Below are 23,778 nucleotides of genomic sequence, written 5' to 3' on the forward strand. Positions count from 1 at the left end.
GAGAATGACTGCAAGCCGGCATGTAACTCGGCTCACACTTATGAAACATCAGAGGCAGCATCGAATCGACTGAAAAATCTCGAAGTTCGAATTCGGTCCACGGCAATCAGAGGGTCCTTCGGAAAACTTGAATTCGAACTTCGTCAGAAGTCAATTGATCGGCGATTGGGTGAGTCATAAGCTCGGACACAAGGTGCTCGCCGCCAAGTCGACAGCAGAATGGGTCGAGGTCCTCGGTCAGGCAGAGTCCCGGCTATCGCGAGGAACACCCCGGAGATGCTGCGACGACCCTCACATGAAGGACGACCGCGAGTCACCGCCGGTCCAGTGTGCGGCCGGGCCCGTCGGCCGGGATGACGCCGAGCTCAACGAGCTTCTCGGCGGAGCCGGGCCGCGGCCCTCGCGAGACGACACATTCAGCAATGGAAGAGGACACAGTATGAAGAAGATTCGGATCGGATCTGGAAGTGGATTCTGGGGCGACAATCTGGACCCCGCGATCGAGATTGCCAAGCACGGTGACGTGCAGTACCTCGCATATGACTTCCTGGGCGAGCCGACCATCCCCTCCCTGCAGAAGATGCAGCGCAAGGATGCGTCGCGCGGCTATGTCCCGTCGATCCGGGCTGTGGTCCGTGGTGTGCTGCCGATTTGTCTGGAAAAGGGCATCAAGATCTTGACCAACGCGGGTGCTGCCAATCCGCAGGCCTGTGCTGACACGATCCTTACCACCGCGAAGGAACTCGGGATCACCAAGCTGAAGGTGGGTATCGTCACCACCAACGATGTTCAGGCCAAGGTCGAGGAGCTTCTCGACAACGGAGTCCAGTTCACCAACCTCGACAACGGCGACGCGGATCTCGGCCGAGTGCGCGACAAGATCGTGGGATCGTATGTCTACTCCGGCGCATACGGTTACGTGGAGGCGCTCGAAGCGGGCTGCGACATCATCATCTCCGATCGAGCCACCGACGACGCGGCTATTCTGGCCCCGCTCGTCCACGAATTCGGCTGGAAGTGGGACGAGTGGGACAACCTCGCGATCGGCATCCTCGCCGGACATCTGATCGAGTGCGGCGCGGCGTGCAGCGGCGGGATCTCGAGCCTGTGGCGCGAGGTTCCCGAGCCCTGGAATATCGGTTACCCGATCGCCGAGGTCAACGAGAACGGTGAACTGTTCATCACCAAGGTGGACGGCACCGGCGGCGTCGTCAACCAGGTCACCCTGACCGAGCACCTCCTGTACGAAGTGCACGACCCGGGTAACTACCTGATGCCTGAGGTGATCACGGATTTCACCAACGTCGAGATGGACGAGGTCGCCAAGGACCGTGTCAAGGTATGGGGCGCGAAGGGCAAGCCACGTCCGGACACTCTCAAAGCGGGCATCGCCTACATGGACGGCTTCATCGGCGAGGCCGAGTCGTCAGTGACCTGGCCGGACGCCGTCGAAAAGGCCGAGCGGTCGATCGAGATCATCAAGAAGCGTCTGCAGATGGTAAACCTCGATGCCGAGGAAGTCCGGTTCGACATGATCGGCGTCAACTCGTGCCACTGGTCGGCGTCACCCGCTCCGGACCCGGACATCAACGAGGTCCGCATTCGCGTCGCGGCCAAGTGCGCCGAGCGTGCAGAGGCAGCGAAGGTAGCTCGCGAATGCGTGATGCTGATGGGCACCGGCCCGATCGGATCGACCGGTCAGCTCAACACTCCGCCGCCGCGCGAGGTTTTCGCACTGTGGCCGACTTTGATTCCGCGCGAGGAGATCTCGCAGACCGTCGAGACTAGGGAACTGTGACGACATGAGCCGTATCCATTTGAACGACATCGCCTACGCCCGCTCCGGCGACAAGGGCGACATCTGCAATATCGCTGTCATAGCCAAAAAGAAGCGTTTTTACCCGCTGATCCTGGAATACCTGACCGCCGACGTGGTCAAGGAGTTCTTCGGCGGAATGGTCAAGGGCGAGGTGAACCGCTACGAGGTGCACACCCTGGAAGCGATGAATTTCGTTCTGCGCAATGCACTCGGCGGCGGAGCCACACGTAGCCTGCGCGCCGACTTCACCGGCAAGACGATGTGCCAGGCCCTGCTGCGCATCGAGTTCGAGGTCGCCGAGCCCGATCTGCACTTGATGCACTGATCGGTTCGATTTCGTACTGCACAATCGACAAGAGTTCGGAGATCCCGAGATGAGTGACAAAGCGCAAGTTGTCGGCGTCAACATGGTGAAATTCGCCAAGCCCGGCGCAAACGACCCGTACGAGGTAATGGCTGCGGAGGCGATCCGCGGGGCCCTCGCCGACGCGGGAATTGACTACTCCCTGGTACAGCAGGCGTTCGCCGGCTATGTGTACGGCGACAGCACGTGTGGTCAGCGCGCGGTGTATTCGGTCGGGATGTCCGGCATTCCCGTGTACAACTTGAACAACTACTGCGCGTCCGGTTCGTCCGCGCTCATGCTCGCCCGCCAGGCAGTCGAGACCGGGATCGTCGAGTGCGCGCTGGCGTTCGGATTCGAGGAGATGACACCGGGCGCCCTCGGCAGCGCGTTCCCCGATCGGACGTCTCCGGTGGGCTGGATTCACGAGCGTCGGGTGGAGCTGCATCCGGAGCTGCCGACCGATGCCCCACGTGCGATCCAGGCATTCGGCGCGGCCGGGTGGGAGTACATCGAGCGGTACGGTGCGAATCCGGACATCTTTGCGCGAGTTGCGGTCAAGTCGCGTACCCACGCGGGTAACAACCCGTATGCGCTGTTCACCAAGCCTCTGACCGTAAATCAGGTGATGGAAGCGCCGACCCTGTTCCCGTATCTGACCCGCTTCATGGCATGCCCACCCACTTGCGGAGCGGCAGCTGCGATCGTGGTCAGCAAGGCTTTCGCCCAACGACACGGACTTACGGGGGGTGTCGAAATAATCGGGCAGTCGATGACCACCGACACCGAGGCCAGTTCGGTTGACCTGATCAACCTGGTCGGCGCCGACATGACGCGCCGTGCGGCGGCAGAAGTGTACGAGTCGGCCGGCGTCGGCCCTGAGGACGTCGACGTCGTCGAGTTGCACGACTGCTTCACGCCGAACGAAGTCATCAGCTACGAAGGCCTGGGCCTGTGCGCCGAAGGTACTGCGGAGAAGCTCATTCTGAACGGGGACAACACTTACGGAGGTAAGTATGTGGTGAATCCCTCCGGTGGGTTGATGTCCAAGGGTCATCCGCTCGGTGCGACCGGGCTTGCGCAGTGTGCCGAGCTCGTCTGGCACCTGCGCGGCACGGCAGGAAAGCGGCAGGTCGACGATGCACGGATCGGCCTACAGCACAATATCGGGCTGGGGGGCGCGTGCGTCGTCACCATGTATCGGAGGGTGTCATGACCGTCTCCGGTCCGCTCGACGGCGTCAGGGTCCTCGATCTCACGTCGAACGTGATGGGGCCGTTCGCGTCTTTGCACCTGGCGGACATGGGTGCCGACGTGTGGAAAGTCGAATCCGGCTGTGGGGACACGATCCGCCGGGTCGGTCCGGCGCGGAATGTGGGGATGAGTTCGAACTTTCTGCACTTGAATCGTAACAAGCGGTCGATCGTGCTCGATTTGAAATCGGAGGGTGGGGCGTCGGTGCTTCGCCGGATGATCGCCGGCGCTGACGTGTTCTTGTACAGCATGCGTCCGAAAGCAATGCGTTCGCTCGGGTTCTCCTACGACGATGTTCGCGAGGTCAATCCACGGATCGTCTATGCCGGCGCCGTGGGATTCGGTCAGAGTGGACCATATGCGGACCGCCCTGCGTATGACGACCTGATTCAGGCGGCGTCGGGAATGGCTGCACTGCAGAACCGGAAGGTTGGTAGCCCGGAGTTCGTCGCCACACCGATCGCAGACCGGGTGGTCGGCATATCTACCGCGATGGCTGTCTGTGCTGCGCTCTATCACCGCAACGTCACGGGCGTCGGGCAAGAAGTCCAGGTTCCGATGTTCGAGACGTTCGCGCAGTTGGTTCTCGGGGACCACCTGTGGGGGCACTCTTTCGATCCGCCGATTGGCGACTGGGGCTATGCGCGGACGATGAATCCGGACCGTCGTCCGTACCGGACGAAGGACGGGCGGTACGTCGCTGTCAGCATTTACATCGACAAGCACTGGCGGAGCTTCTTTCAGGTCGCGGGTCGCCCAGACTTGGCCGACCATCCGAAATTCGCCGACGTGCACGCCCGCGCCGAGAACATGCCGGAGTTGCTGCGTCTTCTGTCGGACATCTTTACAACACGTCCGGCGGACGAATGGCTGGCCGATCTGGCGGCTGCGGATGTCCCGGCGATCGAGACGAACACTCCCGCAGGGGCACTCGATGATCCTCACCTGCGGCAGACCGGCTTCTCGTTTGTCGAAGAACATCCGTCCGAAGGCAGGATCAATTCATTCGGCATCCCGCAGACATGGAGCTCCTGTGCCCCGGCGGTCCGCCATCCGGCGCCACGACTCGGAGAGCACTCGGTCCAGCTCTTGCGTGAGGCCGGAGTGAGTGAAGGCGAAATCGGCACGCTCCTCGCATCCGGTGCGGTGACCGACGAGCTCGGACAGCGTGATGTGGTGAGTGCCCGATGAGTGAGCGGGTGGTGTCGGACCTCAAAGGGAAAGTCGCGATCGTCACCGGCGGGTCCGGCGGGATCGGGCGCGGTATTGCCACCAGATTGGGCGCTCGCGGAGCGACTGTGGTCGTCAACGGGCGCAGCGAAGAGCGAGCTGCCTACGTGGTCGACGAGATCCGCGCGGCAGGCGGCAATGCGCACTTCCAATCCGGGGACGTCGGGTCAACCAGCGATATGCGGACGTTGGCCCAATCCGTCGTCGAGCAGTGTGGTCGTATCGACATTGTCGTGCCCAATGCCGGCGGGTTTGACGAGCAGGCGCGTGATCCGAAGGTCCGAGGGCCGTTCGCAGGCATCGATCTGGAACGGGTCACGAATTTCGCAGGTCAAGCTTTGCTCGGAAAGCTAGCGGTGGTGCAGGCGTCGGTGCCGTACCTGCGGGAGAACGGTGGGTCGGTGGTATTCGTTACCTCTGAGGGCGGACGTGCACCGACGCCGGGGCAGACGGGCATCGCAGCATTCTCGGCTGCGTTGATTCAGGTGAGCAAACTGTTGTCGAAGGAACTCTCCAGAGACAAGATCCGAGTCAACTGCGTGTGCGTGACCGTCGTCCGGGACACACCGTCGTGGCAGGCTGCGTTCGATCACGATGACGCCGTCTCCGTGGCGCATCGTCGGCAGTACGAGAAGATTGTCGAGAAGGCGCCGTTCGGTATCGCTTCACCTCCGGATATCGGTGACGTGGTGAGCTTTCTGGCGTCCGACGAGTCGAGGTATTTGACGGGCGCGGTACTCAGCCCTACCGGAGGGCTCACCCTTCATTGATCGGCATCCATATGCCGGGGTCCTGGACTGCCGGATTTCGCAACGGTCTCGAATCTTTTTCGGAAGTCACGCGCCAAGAGTTCTCGCCGGTGTGCACCGATCGTGTTGGCGATCATTGTATTTGACGGATGCCGATCAGGCCGCCTTCTGATGCTGGTGGCTCGAACCGTATCGACTCGAGTGCCACGCTCGGTGGGTGTGGTTCAGCCCCGGCTCGGGCATGTGTCCAGAGTCGGTGCCTGCACGACCGTCCGAGCGCGTTGATCGGAGCGTTTCCGTCTGCCCGCGGCACAGGCACCGCCAGTTGGCCATCGCGACCTCCGTCAACGGTCACGATCCGCAGACCGGTGTGCGTGGGATGGGCGTGGTGGTACCTAAGTCTCTCGTGCTCCCACGGTTGCCGCAACGGTTCACGGTCCAGTGCCCTCGGGGCCGCGGTGCTGTCACGCGGTTGGTGACAAGCGCGACGGATACCGCCGCGCAGGCCGGCGCGTCGAGGGTGAGGCGGGTGAACAGGGCGGCGAACCATAAGGCGAAGCGGAGACCGAGAAGGTCGCCGAGGATCCCGGTCAACGGGTACCCGTCCCCGAGGCCGTTCGCGACGGTCACCGACTCGCTCGAGATGCCATACCGCATGTTCTTGTCTCTCAGGTACCGGCGCGCCCGGGCGATCGTCACCGGGACGATCCCATGGGTCAATCCCTGCAACGCACGTCCGACCAGGAACACGGTGAAATTGGGTGCCGCCGCGGCGACGATCGACCCGGCGACCACGGTTGCCAGTCCCCGAGCAACAGTCGCCTCTTATGGCGCCCATCACTGAGCAGGCCCCATGATCGGGGTCGCGATCGCCCAGACTAGGAGATTGATCGGATCCGGCGGGAGGAACGACAACGCAAGACCGACGGCGGCGCCGGCGAGCGTACCGACGGTACGGCCGATGCCGCGCGCAAAAGTCTCTCCGTAGTCGGGGAACAGGATCAGCACCACAGCGACGACAACCCAGAAGCCGTGTCCGTGGAGCAACACCTGAGTGCCGACCCAGACGCCGATCGCGACGCCGATCACTTGACCGATGACACCGGTGACCTTGAGCCGCAACGCATGATGGACGATCGGTGACGCCGGATGCAATTCGGCACGGACGAGTTCCCGCGAGGTCGGCGGTCGACGCTCGTCCGACGGGACGGGGGCAGGGGCGCCGGCGGTGGTCCGCGCCGCGGTCGTGATCGCGTCGATCAGCCTGCCCTGCAGTCGGTCCTGCCCGGGTGTCACTGCCAGGTCCGACGGGAGAAGTTCGGGTCGGCGGCGCCGGATGGCGCCTCCGATCGCGTGCAGATGCTCGGACACAGCTGCTCGCCAGGGGGCGGCCACATCGTCGTCCCGATTGTTCACAGCCGCGAGCAACTGGGCTATTTCCTCCCCACGCTCGACGAGTTCGGTGAGGTGGTCGATCTCGCGGTGGCGGCGCCCGCGAAGCAGGGCAAGGCTTCGGTCGGCGGCCAGTAGCGCCGGACCGTAGGGCCCCCCGGAGGCCAAGGCGTCGTAGAGCGATGCGACGGCGCGGCGTTGCACCGCATGGCGTGGCTCGTACGGCGGGAGCAGTTGTGCCATGAGCATGATCGCGACGCCGACCGCGAACAGTGCGAGCTCACGGGCACCGACCGGCAGGGACGGGGTGATCTCGGCGAAGGCGACGAAGATGATCGTGACCACGAGAAACCGCATGCTGATGCTCAGCGCCACTACACGCAGGATCCCGGCCGTGACCAAGCCGATGAAGAGAACGGGGAGGATAGCCACCACAGCCCGTGTAAGAGGATCCCGGCGGCCGCGGCGAAGATCTCGGCTGTTCCGGTGAGGACGGCTGCTCCCAGACGTGAGCGGTTGTGTGGCATCAAGGATGCGATGCCCCCGAGGAACGCACCGACACAGATCAGGACCTTCTCTTCGAAGTCGTGCAGGAAGTAGCCACCGATCGCCGCGACGATCATGCCGACTGCCACACGAAGCAGACGGGCAGGATCCTGGAGGGGCCGTCCGGGCTTCAGCCCTCGCAGCGCAGCGCGAACGAGTGCCTCGCGGTGCATCACATGCCGCCTACCGGTGGCGTCTTTCGGTCACTTCGAGCCTGTCATGACGTTTTTCGCACTGTTCGTCCTTCGCGGGGGTGCCCCCTTCTCCGGGATCCGGCTGTCAGGCGCTGCGGAAGATCGTTTTGAGCTCCAGGTACGGTTCGAGGCTGCTGGGCCCGAGTTCTCGGCCCATGCCGCTGTTCTTGACACCGCCGAATGGAGCCTCCGTGGGGAATGACGCGCTGTTGACACCGATCGTGCCGGTCACGATGCGCCGTGCCACGGCGGTGGCGTGCTCGCGGTCCGGAGAGAAGACGCCGCCGCCGAGGCCGTACTCGGAGTCGTTTGCGATGGCGATGGCCTCGTCCTCGTTCTCGTAGGCGATGACGACGAGGACCGGGCCGAAGATCTCTTCACGGGCGATGCGCATGTCGTTGGTGACGTCACGGAAGACGGTCGGCTCGATGTAGAAACCCCGGTCGTTCGCCGTGGATCGGCCCCCGCCGACGACGACCTTCGCTCCTTCACGTTGTCCCAGCTCCAGGTAAGACTCGACCCGATCTCGCTGCCGTTCGGACACCAGGGGGCCGAACAGGTTGGCGGGATCGGTGGGATCGCCGATCGGGATCTCGCTCATCGCGGCACTGACAGCGTCGACTACTTCGTCGTACCGCGACCGGGGTGCGAGCACCCGGGTCAGGGACCGGCAAATCTGGCCGGTGTTCGGTGAGCACGCGGTTGCCACGAACGGCTTGAAGGCGTCGAGATCGACGTCCTCGAGCAGGATGGCGGCCGACTTGCCGCCCAGTTCGAGCGTTACCCGCTTGAGGTCCCTGCCGCAGGTCTCGGCGATGGCCTTGCCGGCGACGGTGGAGCCGGTGAAGGCGATCTTGCGGACCAGCGGATGCTCGACGAGGGCGCTGCCGGTCTCGCGGCCTCCCGTGACGACGTTGACGACGCCGGCGGGGATACCCGCTTCGGTGGCGATTTCCGCGAAGAGAAAAGCATCGAGCGAAGTTTCTGGTGCCGGCTTGATCACGGCGGTGCATCCTGCCGCGAGTGCCGGTCCGATCTTCCACGCGAGCAGGGGCTGGGGGCCGTTCCAGGGGGTGATAGCCCCCACCACGCCGACCGGCCGACGCTGCAGGAGCGCGTCACCGATGGACGTTTCCAGTGGCTCCTCTTCGACGAGGGTGTCGGCGAGCGACGCGAAATACCGGTAGTACAGCGGAACTTGCTGCTGCATCGCCCGGGACACGCTGATCGGGGTGCCGTTCTGCCGCGTCACCAGCGCAGCGATCTCGTCGATACGGCCTTCATAGGTGTCGGCCAGGCGGCGCAGGGAAGCGGCTCGCTCGGACGGAGGGGTGGCGGCCCACGTGACCCCGGCGGCGTCGGCGGCCTGCACGGCCGCGTCGATATCGGAGGAATCACCGTCGACGATGGAGGCAAAGACTTCCTCCGTCGACGGATTGATGACGGAGATTGTCTCGGCGGAGTGGGCGGCCCGGTTCTCGCCGCCGATGTAATGGGATTCGTGGTTCGTGACCATTCTTGTCCTCCTGGTCCCACCGCATTGTGATGGCGGCAAGAAATGATGGATGCCCCGACCGGAACGTCGGGACGGGTAATGCGACGTCTGCCGATGTCGGATGAGGGCCGAGTGATCCGACGAATTCGATTCGGCGAGCCGATCGAGTGTGCCCTCTGGCCTGATCTTACGTATCTCGAAGCCGACGTGGGAGGGGCCACCAGCACCCCCATGACCGCGACAATTGATCGGCTATCTTTGCCATCGACTCCACTTGCGCGCGGCGCGAAGCTCGTTCGGGTTCAGGCCGCCCCAGATTCCGTGTTGCTCTCCGAAATGAATCGCGCTTGTGCGGCATTCGCTGATCACCGGGCATTGGCGGCAGATCGCCTTCGCTTGCTGCTCCTGACGGCGTGAACATGTGCGATTGTCTTCGCGATCGGTATAGAAGACTGCGATGTCCATGCCACGGCAACGCGCCTGTGGTCGCCAATCGTCACGATCGACGTGTGATGCGAGATTCATGGTTCTCAGTGCTTTCCTGGCTTCGCGGCGTGCGTTCGGCCTTTGGGAATTTTCTTTTCTGAACAATGATTCTCGCCTACACGAGAAGAGTTCAGCCACAGGTGAATATTCGGCAATGTCGCGTAAGTGTCAAGAGTGGGCTAACGCACACAGAAATGCAAGGGGGAGTTGAAGTTACGATCCATAGCGTGAGGCTTACCTCGGGTTAGCTTCCGCATCTTTGACTTTCGGAACAATTCTGCAGAAAATTCTCAGTGCGGGCGCAGATCGGTGCTCGGGCGCAAATGAACTGAGCGATAGGGTTGCTCGAGACGGGAACGGACGATTCAGATGCATATCGAGCATATCGACCATTTTGTGCTGACTGTTGCCGACATCGACAGCACCGTCGAGTTCTACTCGACGGTGCTGGGAATGTCCGAACACCGGTACGGCGACGATCGGCGGGCATTGCTGTTCGGTCGCAGCAAGATCAATCTGCACCAGCACGGGAGCGAGGTGACGCCCAACGCTCGGCATGCTCAACCCGGTAGTGCCGACGTCTGCCTGATCGTCGAAGAGTCCATCGACGTGGTTGTCTGCGAGCTGTCCGACAGGGGCGTTCCGGTGGAAGTAGGTCCTGTCCAGCGCCACGGCGCTCGAGGGCTGATGACGAGTGTGTACATCCGCGATCCGGACGGAAATCTCATCGAGCTATCGGAATACCAACCGGGCACCTCTCTCAGGGTCTGATCTTCAGCACTTCGGGAAGTTGGTCGTTGTCCGCCCCGATGTCGCGGGCCGCGTGCAGGGGTGGTGGGCGGCGGCCGTCGAACGACAGGGGCAGACCGACGAGTCCGATCTCGTCGTCCGACGGCGTGCCGATGATGCCGAGCGCATGGGTGTGCTCGTGGGCGACGACTTCGGCGGTGGTCTGGATCGGTGCCGCCGGGATGCCGGCGCCCTGCAGCAGTTCCTGCCAGTGGGCACGTGTTTCCTTCGCCAGTTGCTCACCGATCAGCCGGTCGATCTCGGCCCGGTTCTGCAACCGCCCAGCGTTGGTGGCGAACCGATCGTCGGTCGACCATTCCGGATGTCCGAGTGCGGCGCAGAGGCGAGCAAACAGCGGGTCGTTGGCGCAACTGACGATCAGATCGCCGTCGCTGGTCGAGTACGCGCGGTGCGGGACGATGAAAGCGACACCCGACCCATGCCGGCCGCCGGGTTCGCCGTCGGCGTTGTAGTTCGCCACGCCGATCGACATCCATGCCATGGCAGTCTCGAAGAGCGACGCGTTGACCGTGGCACCGGAGTGTTTCACCTGACGGCGGTGCAGCGCCGACAGGATGCCGATCACCGCCCACATCGCGGACCCGAAGTCGATGATGGACACCCCCGCCCGCACCGGGGGCTGTCCCTCCTCGCCCGTGATGCTCATGATTCCGGAGAATGCCTGCATCAGCGGGTCGTATCCGGGGAGTGTGTTCAGCGGACCCACATGTCCGAACGCGCCGATCTCGCAATAGATCAACTCCGGCTTGGTTACCCGGAGGCTGTCGGCGTCCAGCCCGTATTTCGCGCTGGAACCCGGCCGGAGGTTGTGGATGAAGACGTCCGCACGTTCGGCGATCAGCGTGTGCAGCGTCTTCAGCTGATCTCGATCCTTGATGTCGATGCTGATGCAACGCTTACCGCGATTGAGCGCATGGAACGCGGCGCCGCTGCCCTTCCATGTGCTCGGCCCCCAGCCGCGGGCGGAGTCGCCCGTCGGACGCTCCACCTTCCACACCTCGGCGCCGAGTTCCGCGAGGATCTTCCCGCTGAACGGTGCCGAGGCACTGTCGCCCAGCTCGACCACGACAACTCCCGATAACGGCAGATCACGCTGCATTGTCTTCCTCCTTGGTGGTCAGCCGGCCGAATGTGCGGCGCGCACTTCGGGTGTGTACGTGGCGCCGGAATTCAGCATCTCGTCTATTTCACCGCGATCGAAACCGGCTTCGGTGAGCAACTGCACCGAATGTTCGCCGAGGCGCGGCGCCGGGTACCGCAGGTCCGGCTGACTCTCGCTCCACTGTTGCGGAATCGCCATCGTCTTCAGCGGGCCTTCCGAGGGGTGGTCCTGGTCGACGAAGAAGCCGACCTCCCTCATGTGTGGATCGTCCAGCAACGATTCCGGGGTGTTCATCTCGATGACCGGAATATCCGCTTCGGTCAGGAGCTTCATCCATTCGGCGGTCGTCTTCGTTTCGAACACCTGCCCCAGGAACTCGTACAGGATTCCGATGTTGTGGGTCCGTCCGTTGATGTCGGCGAAACGCGGGTCCTCGACCATCTCCGGGTGTCCGGAGATTTCGAAGAAGCGCTGCCAATGCTTGTCGACGTAGACGTTCACCCCGAGGTAGCCGCCGTCGAGCGTCCGATACGGGCGGCGGTCCGGGTTCATCATCCGGCCGTACCCCCAATCGCCGATCGGCGGATCGAACGTGTGCCCGTACAGGTGGTCGCCCATGACGAAATGCGCGAACGTCTCGAACATCGGTACCTGGACTTCCTGACCGACACCTGTCTTCTCGCGCCGGAACAGTGCCATCGACACGGCCGTGCTCGCGGCCATGCCGACGACGCGGTCTGCGATGGCGGTGGCCACATAGGTCGGCGGACCTGCCTTGCGGCTCTGGAGTACCGGCATGCCGACCGCTGCCTGGATCAGGTCGTCGTATGCCGGCCGGTCGGCGTAGGGGCCGTTCTGGCCGAACCCGTAACAGCCGCAGTAGATGATCCGCGGATTGATCGCGCGGGCGTCCTCGTAGCTCAACCCCAGCCTGGCCATCGCTTGTGGCCGCAAGCTGTACAGCAGCACATCGGCGGAACCGATCATCCGCTCGAGTGCGGCGCTGCCGCCGGCGGACTTGAGATCGAGGACGAGGCTGCGCTTGTTGCGGTTGAGGTGCAGGAAGATCGCGCTCATTCCGGGGTTGCGGGACGGGCCGACACCGCGAGTCGTATCGCCGGCCCGTGACTCGATCTTCCAGACGTCTGCGCCCATGTCGGCGAGCAGGAGCGACGCATACGGGCCCATGAAGTTCGATGTCAGGTCCAGGATGCGCACACCCTCCAATGGTCCGGTCATGTCACTGCTCCTACTGGTGGTCCGTCATGGTGAATACGGGGAGTTTCTGCTCCCCACGTTGTACGAAACGCGTCGTGATCGGTTTTCCGATCGCGATGGCGTCGGGTTCGCCGTCGATCTGTGCGAACAAGGTGTAGCCGTCGTCCATCTTCACGAAGCCGACCGCGTACGGCACGATCGTGGTCCAGACCGGCGTCGGTCCACGCATGATCGTGCTGTACGAGTAGATCGTCCCGCTCCCGGCCGATTGTGTCCACGACAATGCCGACTCCGTCGCATCGCCGTGCAGGCAGAGCACGTTCACCACCGTGCCTGCGGCGATCGTCTGCGACGCGGCGGTGATAATCGACGTCAGCCCGGCGCCTTGCATCGCGATGCGTACGCATCGCCCATGCCGACGATCGCTGCGCCGGGCTTCGACGACATAGTTAGTTCTTGGCGCGCTCGGTGGGCAGCGATGCGCCGACCAGGGCCTCCAGATCCTCGCGCTTGCGCAGCATCAACAGGCTCCACTCGCTCTTCTGGCACACGTCGCCGTTCTGGTTGAGCGCCTTCATCAGCAGCGTGATGACGCCGTATTTGTCGTCCTTGTCCTTCTTCGCGAGGACCTCGGCGGTGACGTAGATGGTGTCGTTGATGTGCACCGGCGTGAGATACCGAAGGTTGTTGATCCCGTAGTTCGCCTGGATCGGCGGACCGAAGGTGATCAGGCCGGTCATGATGGAGTAGGTCAGCGACCCCTGTACCAGGCGCTCACCGAAACGGGTCTGGGCCGCGTAGTGGACGTTCGAGTGGATCTCGATCCAGTTCCCGGTCAGCGCGCAGTAGTTGACCACGTCGGTCTCGGTGATGGTGCGACCGCCGCTGCGAAACACCGTGCCGACCTCGATCTCGTCGAGCGGCATGTCGATGCGGTTGTTGATGGTTACGGGATTCGTCGTTGTCATCGCTGCTTCCTTGGGACGTGAAGGGTGATCGGGGGAGACTCAGGCGTTGGTCAGCTTCATCGACTTGGCGATGATCGTGCGCTGGATCTGCGAAGTGCCGCCGCCGATCGTGCACTGGATCGACTCGCGCAGGTAGCGCTCCATGTCGCCCTCGGGCAGGTTGGCGTAGCCGCCCAGAATCTGCATGCCGTCGAGCGCACACTGCTTGAGGGTCTCCGACGCGTACAGCTTGGCCATCGAGGTCTCGCGGGCGGCGGGGGTGCCCTCGGCTTTGATCGCGGCGGCCCGGTAGCAGAGCAGACGAGCAGCGTCGACGCGGGTCTGGTTCTCCGCCAGCATGTGCTTGAGGACCTGGAACTCACGGATCGGCTTGCCGAACTGAGTGCGCTGGTGCGCATACCGGTTGGCGTTGTTGACCGCCTCCTGCGCGTTGCCGGTGTAAGCGGCTGCGACGGCGCAACGCTCCAGTTCGAGGTGGTCGGTGATGACCTTCCAGCCCTGGCCCTCTTCGCCCAGCAGCGCGTCGCCGGGAACCCGGACCTCGTCGAGGAAGATCTCGGTGGTGCCGGTCGCGTGCCGCGACAGGGTCGGCAGCTTGTTGATGACGAGTCCCGGGGTGTCATTCGGGATCAGCAGCACCGACAGACCCTTGTGCTTGTCGGAGGTGTCGGTGCGAACCAGCATCGCGATGACCGTGTTGTCGGCCGCTGCACCTGAGCACCAGAGCTTGGAGCCCGTAATCACCCAGTCGCCGTTCTCGTCACGGCGAGCGCGGGTCTTGGTGTTCGCGGCGTCCGAACCGGCGTCGGGCTCGGAGATCGAGACCGAAAAGCGAATGTCACCGTCGATGAACGGCTTGACGTAGCGGTCCTGCTGCTCCTTGGTGCCGAACTTCAGGATGTTCATGGCGGTGAAGGTCGGAACGAGCACCGAGCACGCGAAGTCGAATCCGAACTTGCCGAGACCCTCTGCCATCAGCGAGTAGTCGAAGATATCGCCGCCGGAGCCGCCCAACTCCTCGGGGAACAGGATGCCGAGCCAGCCCTGCTTGGCGATCTTCTCGTACGCCTCGTACGGGTAGAGCCGGTTCTCGTCGCAGTGCCGGACATACTCGACGGTGATTTCGTTGTCCATGAAATCGTTCACGACGTCGAGCCAGGCTGCCTGGGATTCGTCGAGGAAGTTCGAATTCATATTCTTCTCTCCAGATCGGAAGGAATGGTGCCCGTATTTCGGTTGCACCGCTTGAATAAATGTTAGAACTGCGCGGTTGCCGAACCTAGTGATTCTTTTCGAATCAACGATTCGGCGAGTGCGAATCCTGTTGTGAGGCGCAGCCGAGGGGGTCAGGTGATTGCGCCCGCCGCGCGGAGCGCAGCGAGTTGTTCGGCCGTGAAACCCCAGTCGCCGAGAACGTCGTCGGTGTGCTGTCCGGGCGCGTCGGGCGGGCCCTGGATCGCGCCCGGAGTGCGGCTGAACCGCGGCGCCGGTGCCGGCTGCACCACGCCGTCGACCTCTGTGAACGTGCCGCGCGCAACGAGATGCTTGTGCTGCGGCGCCTCGGTCAGCGACAACACCGGCGCCCAGCACGCGTCCTCCCCTTCGGCGAGGGCGCACCATTCGTCGCGGGTGCGGGTCCGGAACACCGCGGCGAACCGTTCCTGTATCTCCGGCCAGCGGGTCCGGTCGTGCTGGTCGGGCATGTCGGATTCGCTCAGTCCGAGGAGGCGAAGAGTGTTGCGCCAGAATCGGGTTTCGTTACAGGCGACGCTGAGCCAGCGTCCGTCCGAGGATTCGTACACGTGGTACCAGGGTGCGCCCGAATCGAGTCGGTTGGTTCCGCGCTCGTCGCGCCAGTATCCGGCGGCGTGAAGGCCGTAGAACAGGGCCATCAGCGACGCCGACCCGTCCACCATCGCTGCATCGATCACCTGGCCGCGTCCGGACAGCCGGCTCTCGAGCAGAGCCGAAACCACTCCCAGTGCCAGATACAGTGAGCCGCCGCCGAAATCGCCGGCGAGATTCAGCGGCAACGTCGGTGGCCCATCCTTGGCGCCGATGGCATGAAGGACGCCGGTCAGTGAGATGTAGTTGGCGTCGTGCCCCGCGGACTGGGCCAGCGGTCCGTCCTGACCCCATCCCGTCATCCGCCCGTACACCAGCGCGGGATTCGCGGCGAGACAGTCGTCCGGGCCGATTCCCAGCTTCTCCGCCACACCGGGCCGAAAGCCCTCCACCAGCACATCGGCTCGACGCACGAGGTCGAGGACCGCCCCGACTGCCGCGTTGTTCTTCAAATCCATTGCAGCACTGCGGCGACCGCGATTGAGAAGGTTGAAACGTGGATCTACCGGCGCGCCGCCGTCGTAGCCGGGTGGCCGGTCGATTCGGATGATGTCCGCACCCAGGTCGGACAGAAGCATGCAGCAGAACGGAACCGGTCCGACTCCACCCAGTTCCACGATCTTGACGCCCGCGAGCGGGCCACGGGATTTCTTCATATTTCGGCTCCAATCGACCGCCTCGAGTCTATTGCTCACCTGTGTCGGTTCCAATTGAAGAAACGTGAAGTGTCGATTCGAACGGATCGAATTCCATCGATCCATTTCATCAATTCTATGCCGCCATTGACGAATTCGACTGAACAGTGACACCATTCATGGAGACAGTATTTCTTCCCGTGCTGCGGCGACTATCCGCGCACGAAGACAAACGGCAAAGGTTCGGCGATGGTCGACACTGTGCGCAGTCTGCCAGTCGGGGTCATCGAACGTACGCCGGTGATCACCGGCGCTCACCAGCGGGATCGTCACCAAAAGGAGTGGATGCACTATGAGAACACCGAATGATCGCGTCGATGCGGGCAAGGCGGTGTCCGATTCCAGCACGCGGGCGGCGCGCTCATGCTGACCAGGGGCGCTGTGCTGCGGCAGTCGCCGGGCACGTACGAGGTGGTCGAGCTCGAGGTCGATGATCCCCGGCCTGGGGAAATCCGGGTCAAGATGGCCGCCACCGGCCTCTGTCACTCCGACGACCACTTCGCGACCGGTGACCAGCAACCGGGGATCCTCCCGATTGCGGGTGGCCACGAAGGCTCGGGGGTCGTCGAGGCAGTGGGACCGGGCACCACAGGCTTCGCCGAGGGCGACCACGTGGTCTTTTCCTTCCTCCCGGTGTGCGGTCGCTGCCGATGGTGCGCCACCGGTCATCAGAACCTGTGCGATCTCGGCCGCTTCCTCGCCACCGGTGCCCGCTTCGACGATCCGAGCTCGTTCAGACTGTCCCTCGACGGTGCACCGGTCGGACAGCTCGCCGGTCTGGGAACATTCTGCGAATACGTGACCGTCTCGACGGCATCGGCGATCAAGATCGACCCCTCGATCCCACTGGACGTCGCATGCCTGACCGGGTGCAGCGTGGGGACCGGCTGGGGTGCGGCGGTCAACTCCGCACAGGTCAGGCCGGGGCACGTCGTCATCGTGATGGGCATCGGCGGGATCGGGATCAATGCCGTCCAGGGTGCCGCACACGCCGGTGCGGGCGCCGTCATCGCCGTCGACCCGGTCGAGTTCAAACGCGAATCGGCGTTGAAGCTCGGGGCCACCCATGCCGTCGCCGACATCGAGGAGGCCACCGAGGTGGCCCGGTCGATGACCAACGGTCAGGGCGCCGACGCCACCATCGTCACCGTCGGCGTCACCAGCGGACGTCATGTGGGGCAGGGTCTGCAGTCCGTCCGCAAGGCCGGTACGTGTGTGGCGGTCGGGCTCGGTGATATCGCGGTGAAAGACGGTGACATCAACCTGCACGAGCTCGTCCTGTACCAGAAGCGGCTGCAGGGCTCCCTGTTCGGGGCCAGCTGCCCCACCGCGGACATCCCGGCACAGCTGCAGATGTATCAGCGCGGGCAGCTTCGGCTCGACGAGCTGGTGACCACCCGCTACTCCCTCGACGACATCAGCGTCGGCTTCGACGACATGAAGGCCGGCCGCAATCTGCGTGGAGTCGTGGTCTTCGATTCCTGAACCGACGGGTAGGGGCGGATGCGCGACGCGCGTCCGCCCCGTTACCCGTTCGGGATGGATCAGTGAATGGTCAGCGCCACTGCCGAGGGCACTCCGGCGGCCGGGCGATCTGAACGCTAGAACTCGAAGACACCCTTGCCGTCGCTCTGCTGCGCGAACCATTCGTACGCCTCCACACCCTGATCCAGGGACCAGGTGTGGGTGTAGATGTCGTCGATGGGGAGATTCCGTGCGGCGATGAACTCGGCGCACCGCAATTGCTCGATCGTGGACATCGTCCACGACGTCATCAACGTCCATTGCTTCTTGTAGTGAGCCTGCACGTCGAACTCGATATGCCCGGGCAGGCCGAGGAAGCATGCGCGGCCCCAGGGAGCGAGTACTGCGAGAGCATCGTCGTTGGCTTTTCCGGAAGTCTCCAGAATCAGCGGTGCGCCGCGTCCACCCGTCATGTCGGCGATCGCTTCGACCACATTTGAGGACCGCGAATTCACAGTCGAGGCCGCACCGAAACTCTTGGCGCGCTGTAGGCGGTTGTCATCGATGTCCACGGCAATTACCGTCGCACCCAGCGCCGACGCGAGCATCGTGCCCGACAGACCGACGGGGCCTTGGCCGAATACCACGATCGTTTCCCCTGCGACATTGCCGAGCCGTTGCAGGCCACCCCACGCCGTGCCGGTTCCGCACCCGATCGCTGCCCCGGCCTTGTAGCTCAAGGTGTCCGGAAGCGGCAGGAGAGTGCGGGCAGGCACTTTGAGGAATGGGGCGTGCCCACCGTTCGCGGAGATTCCCATGACCTTCGATGGTTCGCGCTCGCACATCTGCGGCCAGCCGGAGCGGCAGGCGGGACACGCATCGCAGCCCCAATAGTGATGGATCATCACTCGATCGCCGACGCGCGCCATCATCGGCGTCACACCGTCACCGACGGCGTGGACGTCCCCGCACGGTTCGTGGCCCTGGATGATGTCGGTTCCGACAGCTATCGCGCCCCGACGGAACAGGAGGTCGCTTCCGCACATGCCCGAGGCTCGGACCCGGACGACGACCTCGCCGGGCCCCGGTACAGGGTCGTCGAACTCTCTGATGGCAGTGGTGTCGTCGCCCGGAAAGGCAATTGCACGCATCGCGATCAATCCTCCGTGTTCTCGAAATAGTTTGGGAATTGCGCGGTGAGGCCGATGACCGTCGTACGGGTCTCCATGTACGGGGTGAGGGCGTCGATGCCGTTCTCCCGGCCCCAACCGCTGGCCTTGAAGCCGCCGTAGGGAAGTGACCACCGCACGAACGAGTAGGTGTTGACCCATACCGATCCGGCTTCGATCTGGTTCGAGACCCGATGCGCGCGACCGATATTGCCCGTCCACAGTCCCGCGGTCAGCCCGTACGCGGTGTCATTGGCGATGGCGATGGCCTCTTCTTCGTCGTCGAACGGGATCAGTGCCACCACCGGGCCGAAAATCTCTTCACGCGCCACCCGCATGTCGTTGGAGACGTTGGCGAAAACGGTCGGCTGAACGAAGTAACCGGGTGCCAGTTCGTCGGTGAGGATCCGTTCGCCTCCGGCGACCAGTTCGGCGCCGTCGTCCCGGCCGATCTTCACGTACGACAGGGTTTTGTTGAGTTGCTCTTCGTGCGCCTGGGGTCCCATGCGTGCGGTCTCGTCGGCCGGAATGCCGACACGTACCTGGGCGGCCCGGGTGCGGAAGGTGTCCACGGCACGGTCGTATATCGATCGCTCTACCAGCACCCTCGACCCGAGCGCGCAGCTCTGCCCGCACAACCGCCACGCCGAGGCGGTGGCCGCATTGAGCGCCTGATCGACGTCGGCGTCGCCGAAGATGATGTGCGGCGCCTTGCCGCCCAGCTCGAAGGTGAATCGCTTGAGGTTGTCGGTGCCGTCGACCACCATCCGCCGGCCGGTGTCGGTCGAGCCGGTGAACGAGACCTTGCCGACGTCGGGGTGAGCGACCAGGCGCGCACCGGCCGTGCGCCCGTAACCGGGGACGACGTTGAGGACACCCGGTGGAAACCCCGCCTTCTCCGCGAGTTGCGCCAGGACGAGTGCGGACACCGGAGTCTGTTCGGCAGGCTTGACGACGACCGTACAACCTGCAGCGAGGGCAGGACCGATCTTCATGCACGTGGTCAGCAACGGCGCGTTCCAGGGCACGATTGCACCCACCACACCGATCGGCACCATGGTGGTGAAGGCGTGCACCGTGTCGTCCATCGGTATCGTGCGACCTTGGGTCTTGTCGGCGAGCGAGGCGAACCAGTAGTACCACTGCACTTGTGCAGCCAGACTCCCGCGCAGGTCGGACTTCAGGGCGCCCGTATCGTGGGACTCGAGTTCCACCAATTCGGGAATCGCTTCCTCGAAAAGCTGGGCGAACCGTCGCAGTAACGCTGCGCGCTCGTGACCGGGGGTGCGGCGCCACGGGCCGGCGAACGCCTCGGCCGCTGCCGAGACGGCACGGTCGATGTCACCCGCACCCCCCATCGCGACCGCCGCCCACGGCTTTCCCGATGCTGGGTCGATACTCTCGACGATGACGCCGTCGATGGGGTCGACCCATTCACCACCGATATAGAGCTTGTCGAAAACGCGCAATTCCGTTTGTGGCATACGCAACATGTACGCCGTGAAATGACTTGGCGTCAACTGTGAACTGCGGTTTCTCTGGAAGAAATCGCCAGTTCGTAAAATGGAAAAAAAGACGCTTCGCTCCCGGGAACTAGATGATTCGAAAATACGAAATTGACGCGGTTTCGCACCGAGGATAATCTGCGAAAGAGTTCTATGTGCGGAACCGGCCACGGTAGGGAGAAGCGCGTGACTCATGAAGCACGCCGCGTCGTCATTGCCTCTGCCGTATCGGAAAGTCCGTCGTGGTATCGGATTCCGCCGTCAAAGGCACTCGTCATCGACGGCCGACAGTGGGAGCCGGCGCTTCTGTAGATCCCTTTCGTCGTGACACTGTCACGGTCCGTAATATGCGATGAGATCGTTCCGATTCGAAAACGAAGAAGAGGAGAATCGAGGATGACGTCCGCCTTCTTTCGCTTGGCGCCCGGTCGCGATGTGCAGTCCGAGGAATACTTGCCCCAATCGCCCGCCGGAAGTGGCTGGGGCAGTGAGCACATGCGCGGCATGGCCGTCAGCGGGGCTCTTGCTCGTGCTACCGAGAAGACTGTGGAGGAACTCGGGCGTCAGGACCTCCAACCGGTTCGGTGGACGCTCGACCTCTTCCGTCCCGCGGGGATGAAGCCGTCCTTCACGTCCACCACCGTTGTTCGCGAAGGACGCCGCCTGTGCCTCGTCGACGCGGTGCTGACCCAGGACGGGGAAGCGGTCGCACGGGCCAGCGCGCTGTATCTGAGTCCCACCTCGACACCGGAGGGGATCGTGTGGGCTTCGGGCAACAGCCCGCAGCCGCCCCATGAGGACTGCCGGCGGTCCGCGGGCGGCGCCGAAAGGCTGTACTACAGCGAGAGTGCAGGCTGGACACCGCCTGCCGACGCTCCGCAGAACGGTGATCGCAAGCAGATCTGGCAGTTTGCGATCCCGGTGGTCGAGGGCGAACCGCTGACCGCGTTCCAGATGGCCGCGAGTGTCGCGGATGCCGCGAATGTCGTAAGTAATTTGGGCAGTTCGGGATTGGAGTACATCAATGCCGATGTGACTCTTGCGCTCGCGCGTCTGCCGGAAGGTCTCGAACTCGGACTGGCTGCACTGGACCGCTCCGAGCAGCACGGCATCTCCGTCGGCACGGGGCTGGTGTTCGACCGGGTAGGAGTGGTCGGTTCGGTCACCGTCTCCGCGGTCGGTAACGCCCGGCGAGCCGTCGACCTGCGGATGTTCGGACACGGCGACGACGCGCGGTCGCAGCCGAAATCGGGTGCTGCGACCTAGGCTTCCGCCGCTACTGTGCCGTCAGGCGCTCTGCGACGTGGCGTGCCTCGGTGATCGCGGCGTCGGCGATCTCCTCGAGTCGGAGGTCGATCCGTGTTCGCGGCCCGGCGACGGTCAGGACCGCAACGTGCTTCTCGCCGTGGAAGACCGGGGCGGCCACGCCGCCGAGGTCGGGTGTCACCTCTTTACTCGCGAACGCGATTCCGTCACGTGTGATGCGCCCGAGTTCCTCGTGTGCCCGTCGGCGCTTCTCGGGCTCCTCGATGTGGGTGTCGAGATAGGCGTCGCGGAACCGCTGATCGCTGTAGGCCAGGAAGCATTTGCCTGCGGTCGACGGGAAGAGCGGGCGCCGGACGTGGAGTGCGGGCGAGAACCGAATCGGCTGCGTCGACTCGATGATGTCGATGTTCACGACGGATTCCCCGATTCGCACGCAGAGTGTGACCGTCTCGTCGAAGCGGCTGTGCAAGGACTCCATGCTCTCCCGCGCTACCCGGTCCACCTGAGGGGTGTGCGCCGCGAGGAGGGTGCCGACGGCGGGGCCCAGGGTGTAGGAACCGTTCTCGGTGAGGTATCCGGTGGCGACCAAGCCCTTCACGATGTAGTGCACCGACGACCGGGGGGCGTCCAGCGCCGCGGCGAGCTGGGCGAGTGAGAGCCCGTTCGCGCTCCGGGAAACGAGCTCGAGGATCGTCATGACACGCGAGACCGTGCGATGCTCTTTCGCCTCACCAGGGACCGGCGGCACGTGGCTCTCCCTCTTCTCGATCACCGATCGACTCAGACTACAGGTGGCTGGGGCACTGCCACGCCGGGCAGTGCCCCAGCCGAGTCACCGGGCGGCCGGAGCGCTTTCGGCGGCACTGGTGTGATTGCTGATGCTGATGGTGCGGCACTGGTCACCGAGTGCAGCGCCCGCGATGAGTATCGCGCCGACGATGAAGATCAGGGAGACGCCCCAGGTGGAGTGGGTCGGGGAGAGGGTGACCATGGTCAGTGCCGCAAGCGGAGCGAGGCCACCGGCGAGGGCACCGCTGACTTCCCGTCCGGCGCCGAGGCCCGAGGCGCGGACTTCGGGTGGGAACTGCCGGGCGAGGAAGGACCCGGAAGCCGCGAGCAGGGTGGGCTGGACGATGCCGACGGTGAGGATGAGTGCGAGCCAGATGTAGACCGGCCGGTCGGTGTTCAGGAGCCAGAAGAAGGGGAACGCCAGCCCAGCCACACACCCGGCGCCGATCAGCATGATCCGGCGTGTCCCGGCGCTGTCGCAGAGCCGTCCGGCTATGGGGATGGTCACGAGCGCGACGGCACTGGCCAGGCTGATGCCGAACGCGCCGACGTTGGCGGCGACGTCGCGGAACTCGGAGAGATAGGACAGCGAGAACGTCTTGAAGATGTAGCTGATGCCATTGAGGCCGATGGTGGACACGGCGACGACGGTCAAACCACGCCAGTGGTTCTTCAGCAGGTTACGGAACGGCTGCGCCTTCTTGCGGGTCTGAGCTTGGGCCGCGACCTTTTCGAAGTCGGGGGTCTCGGGCAGGTTCCGCCGCATCCAGTAGCCCAGAGCAACGAGGACGAAGCTGGCCAGGAACGGGATCCGCCAGCCCCAGCTGTAGAGGTCAGCTTTGTCGAGGCTCGTCACAGCGGCGACCGCCAGAGACGACGCCAGAAGGCCGACGCTCACTCCCATGGCCGGCCACGCGCCCTGCCGTCCGCGCGACTTCGCGTCGGCGTGCTCGTAGGACATCGCGATCGCGCTGCCGAATTCGGCGCCGGCACCGAGTCCCTGGACGATGCGGAACAGAACCAGCAGCACGGGTGCGGCAATCCCGATCGTCTCGTACGACGGGATCAGGCCGATGCAGCCGCTGGCCAGACCCATCAGCAGGAGATTGAACGACAGAACGGCCTTGCGACCGATCTTGTCGCCGAGGATGCCGAACACGATTCCACCGAGCGGGCGGGCCAGGAACCCGACCGCGAATGTGGAGAACGCGGCGAGAGTGCTGACCGTGGAGTTCTCCGAGGGAAAGAAGAGCGGGCCGAACACCAGCGCGGCCATCGATGCGTAGAGGTAGAAGTCGAACAGCTCGAGCGCTGTGCCGACTACTACTGCGGGACCGACGTTCTTGGGCTTCCGACGGGGCGGATTGGGGGCGTTGTGGAGCGATTCCGGTGGATGGGTCACTGGTCGAGCCTCTTCTCTTGCTTCGAATGAGAACTGT

General features: G+C 63.9%; 21 protein-coding genes and 2 pseudogenes. 8 read left to right on the forward strand and 15 right to left on the reverse strand.

Features of this window, described 5'->3' with window-relative positions; translation table 11 throughout:
* Positions 1 to 439: 439 nt before the first annotated feature.
* Genes OYT95_RS22955 through OYT95_RS22975 form a run of 5 tightly spaced genes read left to right on the forward strand, consistent with a single transcriptional unit; the run spans position 440 to position 5,416 of the window.
* Positions 440 to 1,798: an acyclic terpene utilization AtuA family protein gene (locus tag OYT95_RS22955; RefSeq protein WP_128642307.1), complete on the forward strand. Its 1,359-nt coding sequence runs from the start codon at positions 440 to 442 to the stop codon at positions 1,796 to 1,798.
* 4 nt (positions 1,799 to 1,802) lie between these two features.
* Positions 1,803 to 2,144, forward strand: a complete 342-nt coding sequence (locus OYT95_RS22960) for an AtuA-related protein (RefSeq protein ID WP_268789189.1) — start codon at positions 1,803 to 1,805, stop codon at positions 2,142 to 2,144.
* A 49-nt stretch (positions 2,145 to 2,193) separates the two neighbouring features.
* A complete protein-coding gene (locus OYT95_RS22965) occupies positions 2,194 to 3,378 on the forward strand; it encodes a lipid-transfer protein (RefSeq protein ID WP_128640955.1) in 1,185 nt (394 codons plus the stop codon).
* 53 nt (positions 3,379 to 3,431) lie between these two features.
* Positions 3,432 to 4,607 (forward strand): CaiB/BaiF CoA transferase family protein, encoded by a 1,176-nt coding sequence (locus OYT95_RS22970; RefSeq protein WP_268789190.1) that lies wholly within the window; start codon positions 3,432 to 3,434, stop codon positions 4,605 to 4,607.
* Entirely contained in the window at positions 4,604 to 5,416 is an 813-nt protein-coding gene (locus OYT95_RS22975) for an SDR family NAD(P)-dependent oxidoreductase (protein ID WP_128640957.1), read from the forward strand. Before OYT95_RS22970 ends, OYT95_RS22975 begins: the two co-directional genes overlap by 4 nt.
* 495 nt (positions 5,417 to 5,911) lie before the next feature.
* Here OYT95_RS22975 and OYT95_RS22980 read toward each other — a convergent pair.
* The 5 genes and pseudogenes from OYT95_RS22980 to OYT95_RS23000 form a co-directional block, all read right to left on the reverse strand.
* Positions 5,912 to 6,286 (reverse strand): annotated as a pseudogene (locus tag OYT95_RS22980) (MFS transporter); the annotation flags it as partial.
* Between the two features lie 30 nt (positions 6,287 to 6,316).
* Positions 6,317 to 7,144 (reverse strand): annotated as a pseudogene (locus OYT95_RS22985) (FUSC family protein); the annotation flags it as partial.
* 17 nt (positions 7,145 to 7,161) lie between these two features.
* Positions 7,162 to 7,506 carry a hypothetical protein gene (locus OYT95_RS22990; RefSeq protein ID WP_128640960.1) on the reverse strand — a complete coding sequence of 115 codons (345 nt, stop codon included), beginning with the start codon at positions 7,504 to 7,506 and terminating at the stop codon, positions 7,162 to 7,164.
* A 106-nt stretch (positions 7,507 to 7,612) separates the two neighbouring features.
* Positions 7,613 to 9,043, reverse strand: a complete 1,431-nt coding sequence (locus OYT95_RS22995; RefSeq protein WP_128640961.1) for an aldehyde dehydrogenase — start codon at positions 9,041 to 9,043, stop codon at positions 7,613 to 7,615.
* Between the two features lie 231 nt (positions 9,044 to 9,274).
* Positions 9,275 to 9,547, reverse strand: a complete 273-nt coding sequence (locus OYT95_RS23000) for a WhiB family transcriptional regulator (RefSeq protein WP_128640962.1) — start codon at positions 9,545 to 9,547, stop codon at positions 9,275 to 9,277.
* Between the two features lie 330 nt (positions 9,548 to 9,877).
* Here OYT95_RS23000 and OYT95_RS23005 point away from each other — a divergent pair, with 330 nt between their 5' ends.
* The gene (locus tag OYT95_RS23005; protein WP_268789191.1) at positions 9,878 to 10,279 is read left to right on the forward strand and encodes a VOC family protein; all 402 of its coding nucleotides are present in this window, start codon (positions 9,878 to 9,880) and stop codon (positions 10,277 to 10,279) included.
* Here the strand turns inward: OYT95_RS23005 and OYT95_RS23010 are convergent.
* From OYT95_RS23010 to OYT95_RS23035, 6 genes are all read right to left on the reverse strand, one after another.
* Complete coding sequence (locus OYT95_RS23010) at positions 10,269 to 11,417, reverse strand: CaiB/BaiF CoA transferase family protein (RefSeq protein WP_268789192.1); 1,149 nt, start codon at positions 11,415 to 11,417, stop codon at positions 10,269 to 10,271. The genes OYT95_RS23005 and OYT95_RS23010 overlap by 11 nt on opposite strands.
* Positions 11,418 to 11,435: 18 nt before the next feature.
* Positions 11,436 to 12,659, reverse strand: coding sequence for a CaiB/BaiF CoA transferase family protein (locus tag OYT95_RS23015; protein ID WP_268789193.1), 1,224 nt, complete (start codon positions 12,657 to 12,659; stop codon positions 11,436 to 11,438).
* Positions 12,660 to 12,669: 10 nt separating this feature from the next.
* The gene (locus tag OYT95_RS23020; RefSeq protein WP_268789194.1) at positions 12,670 to 13,029 is read right to left on the reverse strand and encodes a Zn-ribbon domain-containing OB-fold protein; all 360 of its coding nucleotides are present in this window, start codon (positions 13,027 to 13,029) and stop codon (positions 12,670 to 12,672) included.
* Between the two features lie 58 nt (positions 13,030 to 13,087).
* The gene (locus OYT95_RS23025) at positions 13,088 to 13,606 is read right to left on the reverse strand and encodes a MaoC/PaaZ C-terminal domain-containing protein (protein WP_128640966.1); all 519 of its coding nucleotides are present in this window, start codon (positions 13,604 to 13,606) and stop codon (positions 13,088 to 13,090) included.
* A gap of 39 nt (positions 13,607 to 13,645) precedes the next feature.
* Positions 13,646 to 14,800, reverse strand: a complete 1,155-nt coding sequence (locus OYT95_RS23030; RefSeq protein ID WP_268789195.1) for an acyl-CoA dehydrogenase family protein — start codon at positions 14,798 to 14,800, stop codon at positions 13,646 to 13,648.
* Positions 14,801 to 14,952: 152 nt separating this feature from the next.
* Complete coding sequence (locus OYT95_RS23035; RefSeq protein WP_128640968.1) at positions 14,953 to 16,107, reverse strand: CaiB/BaiF CoA transferase family protein; 1,155 nt, start codon at positions 16,105 to 16,107, stop codon at positions 14,953 to 14,955.
* Between the two features lie 402 nt (positions 16,108 to 16,509).
* Here OYT95_RS23035 and OYT95_RS23040 point away from each other — a divergent pair, with 402 nt between their 5' ends.
* Positions 16,510 to 17,631 carry an NDMA-dependent alcohol dehydrogenase gene (locus OYT95_RS23040; protein WP_268789196.1) on the forward strand — a complete coding sequence of 374 codons (1,122 nt, stop codon included), beginning with the start codon at positions 16,510 to 16,512 and terminating at the stop codon, positions 17,629 to 17,631.
* A 116-nt stretch (positions 17,632 to 17,747) separates the two neighbouring features.
* Here OYT95_RS23040 and OYT95_RS23045 read toward each other — a convergent pair whose 3' ends face one another.
* Both OYT95_RS23045 and OYT95_RS23050 read right to left on the reverse strand, forming a co-directional pair.
* Positions 17,748 to 18,761 (reverse strand): zinc-dependent alcohol dehydrogenase family protein, encoded by a 1,014-nt coding sequence (locus tag OYT95_RS23045; RefSeq protein ID WP_128640970.1) that lies wholly within the window; start codon positions 18,759 to 18,761, stop codon positions 17,748 to 17,750.
* A 5-nt stretch (positions 18,762 to 18,766) separates the two neighbouring features.
* Positions 18,767 to 20,455 carry an aldehyde dehydrogenase gene (locus OYT95_RS23050; protein ID WP_268789197.1) on the reverse strand — a complete coding sequence of 563 codons (1,689 nt, stop codon included), beginning with the start codon at positions 20,453 to 20,455 and terminating at the stop codon, positions 18,767 to 18,769.
* Between the two features lie 225 nt (positions 20,456 to 20,680).
* Between OYT95_RS23050 and OYT95_RS23055 the strand changes: the two genes are divergently transcribed.
* On the forward strand, positions 20,681 to 21,550 hold the full coding sequence (locus OYT95_RS23055) for an acyl-CoA thioesterase domain-containing protein (RefSeq protein WP_268789198.1): 870 nt from the start codon (positions 20,681 to 20,683) through the stop codon (positions 21,548 to 21,550).
* 10 nt (positions 21,551 to 21,560) lie between these two features.
* Here OYT95_RS23055 and OYT95_RS23060 read toward each other — a convergent pair whose 3' ends face one another.
* Complete coding sequence (locus tag OYT95_RS23060; protein ID WP_268789199.1) at positions 21,561 to 22,247, reverse strand: IclR family transcriptional regulator; 687 nt, start codon at positions 22,245 to 22,247, stop codon at positions 21,561 to 21,563.
* Positions 22,248 to 22,382: 135 nt separating this feature from the next.
* A complete protein-coding gene (locus OYT95_RS23065; RefSeq protein ID WP_128640973.1) occupies positions 22,383 to 23,741 on the reverse strand; it encodes an MFS transporter in 1,359 nt (452 codons plus the stop codon).
* Positions 23,742 to 23,778: the final 37 nt, after the last annotated feature.

The organism is Rhodococcus sp. JS3073, from assembly GCF_026810085.1.
GTDB lineage: Bacteria > Actinomycetota > Actinomycetes > Mycobacteriales > Mycobacteriaceae > Rhodococcus_F > Rhodococcus_F wratislaviensis.

Coding starts and splice junctions, on each gene's coding strand:
- OYT95_RS22960 (WP_268789189.1), top strand. CDS start 1,803: ATGAGCCGTATCCATTTGAACGACATCGCCTACGCCCGCTCCGGCGAC.
- OYT95_RS22965 (WP_128640955.1), top strand. CDS start 2,194: ATGAGTGACAAAGCGCAAGTTGTCGGCGTCAACATGGTGAAATTCGCC.
- OYT95_RS22995 (WP_128640961.1), bottom strand. CDS start 9,043: ATGGTCACGAACCACGAATCCCATTACATCGGCGGCGAGAACCGGGCC.
- OYT95_RS22990 (WP_128640960.1), bottom strand. CDS start 7,506: ATGCACCGCGAGGCACTCGTTCGCGCTGCGCTGCGAGGGCTGAAGCCC.
- OYT95_RS22970 (WP_268789190.1), top strand. CDS start 3,432: ATGGGGCCGTTCGCGTCTTTGCACCTGGCGGACATGGGTGCCGACGTG.
- OYT95_RS23015 (WP_268789193.1), bottom strand. CDS start 12,659: ATGACCGGACCATTGGAGGGTGTGCGCATCCTGGACCTGACATCGAAC.
- OYT95_RS23010 (WP_268789192.1), bottom strand. CDS start 11,417: ATGCAGCGTGATCTGCCGTTATCGGGAGTTGTCGTGGTCGAGCTGGGC.
- OYT95_RS23060 (WP_268789199.1), bottom strand. CDS start 22,247: ATGACGATCCTCGAGCTCGTTTCCCGGAGCGCGAACGGGCTCTCACTC.
- OYT95_RS23055 (WP_268789198.1), top strand. CDS start 20,681: ATGACGTCCGCCTTCTTTCGCTTGGCGCCCGGTCGCGATGTGCAGTCC.
- OYT95_RS23000 (WP_128640962.1), bottom strand. CDS start 9,547: ATGAATCTCGCATCACACGTCGATCGTGACGATTGGCGACCACAGGCG.
- OYT95_RS23030 (WP_268789195.1), bottom strand. CDS start 14,800: ATGAATTCGAACTTCCTCGACGAATCCCAGGCAGCCTGGCTCGACGTC.
- OYT95_RS23020 (WP_268789194.1), bottom strand. CDS start 13,029: ATGCAAGGCGCCGGGCTGACGTCGATTATCACCGCCGCGTCGCAGACG.
- OYT95_RS23025 (WP_128640966.1), bottom strand. CDS start 13,606: ATGACAACGACGAATCCCGTAACCATCAACAACCGCATCGACATGCCG.
- OYT95_RS23005 (WP_268789191.1), top strand. CDS start 9,878: ATGCATATCGAGCATATCGACCATTTTGTGCTGACTGTTGCCGACATC.
- OYT95_RS23045 (WP_128640970.1), bottom strand. CDS start 18,761: ATGCGTGCAATTGCCTTTCCGGGCGACGACACCACTGCCATCAGAGAG.
- OYT95_RS22955 (WP_128642307.1), top strand. CDS start 440: ATGAAGAAGATTCGGATCGGATCTGGAAGTGGATTCTGGGGCGACAAT.
- OYT95_RS23035 (WP_128640968.1), bottom strand. CDS start 16,107: ATGAAGAAATCCCGTGGCCCGCTCGCGGGCGTCAAGATCGTGGAACTG.
- OYT95_RS22975 (WP_128640957.1), top strand. CDS start 4,604: ATGAGTGAGCGGGTGGTGTCGGACCTCAAAGGGAAAGTCGCGATCGTC.
- OYT95_RS23040 (WP_268789196.1), top strand. CDS start 16,510: ATGCTGACCAGGGGCGCTGTGCTGCGGCAGTCGCCGGGCACGTACGAG.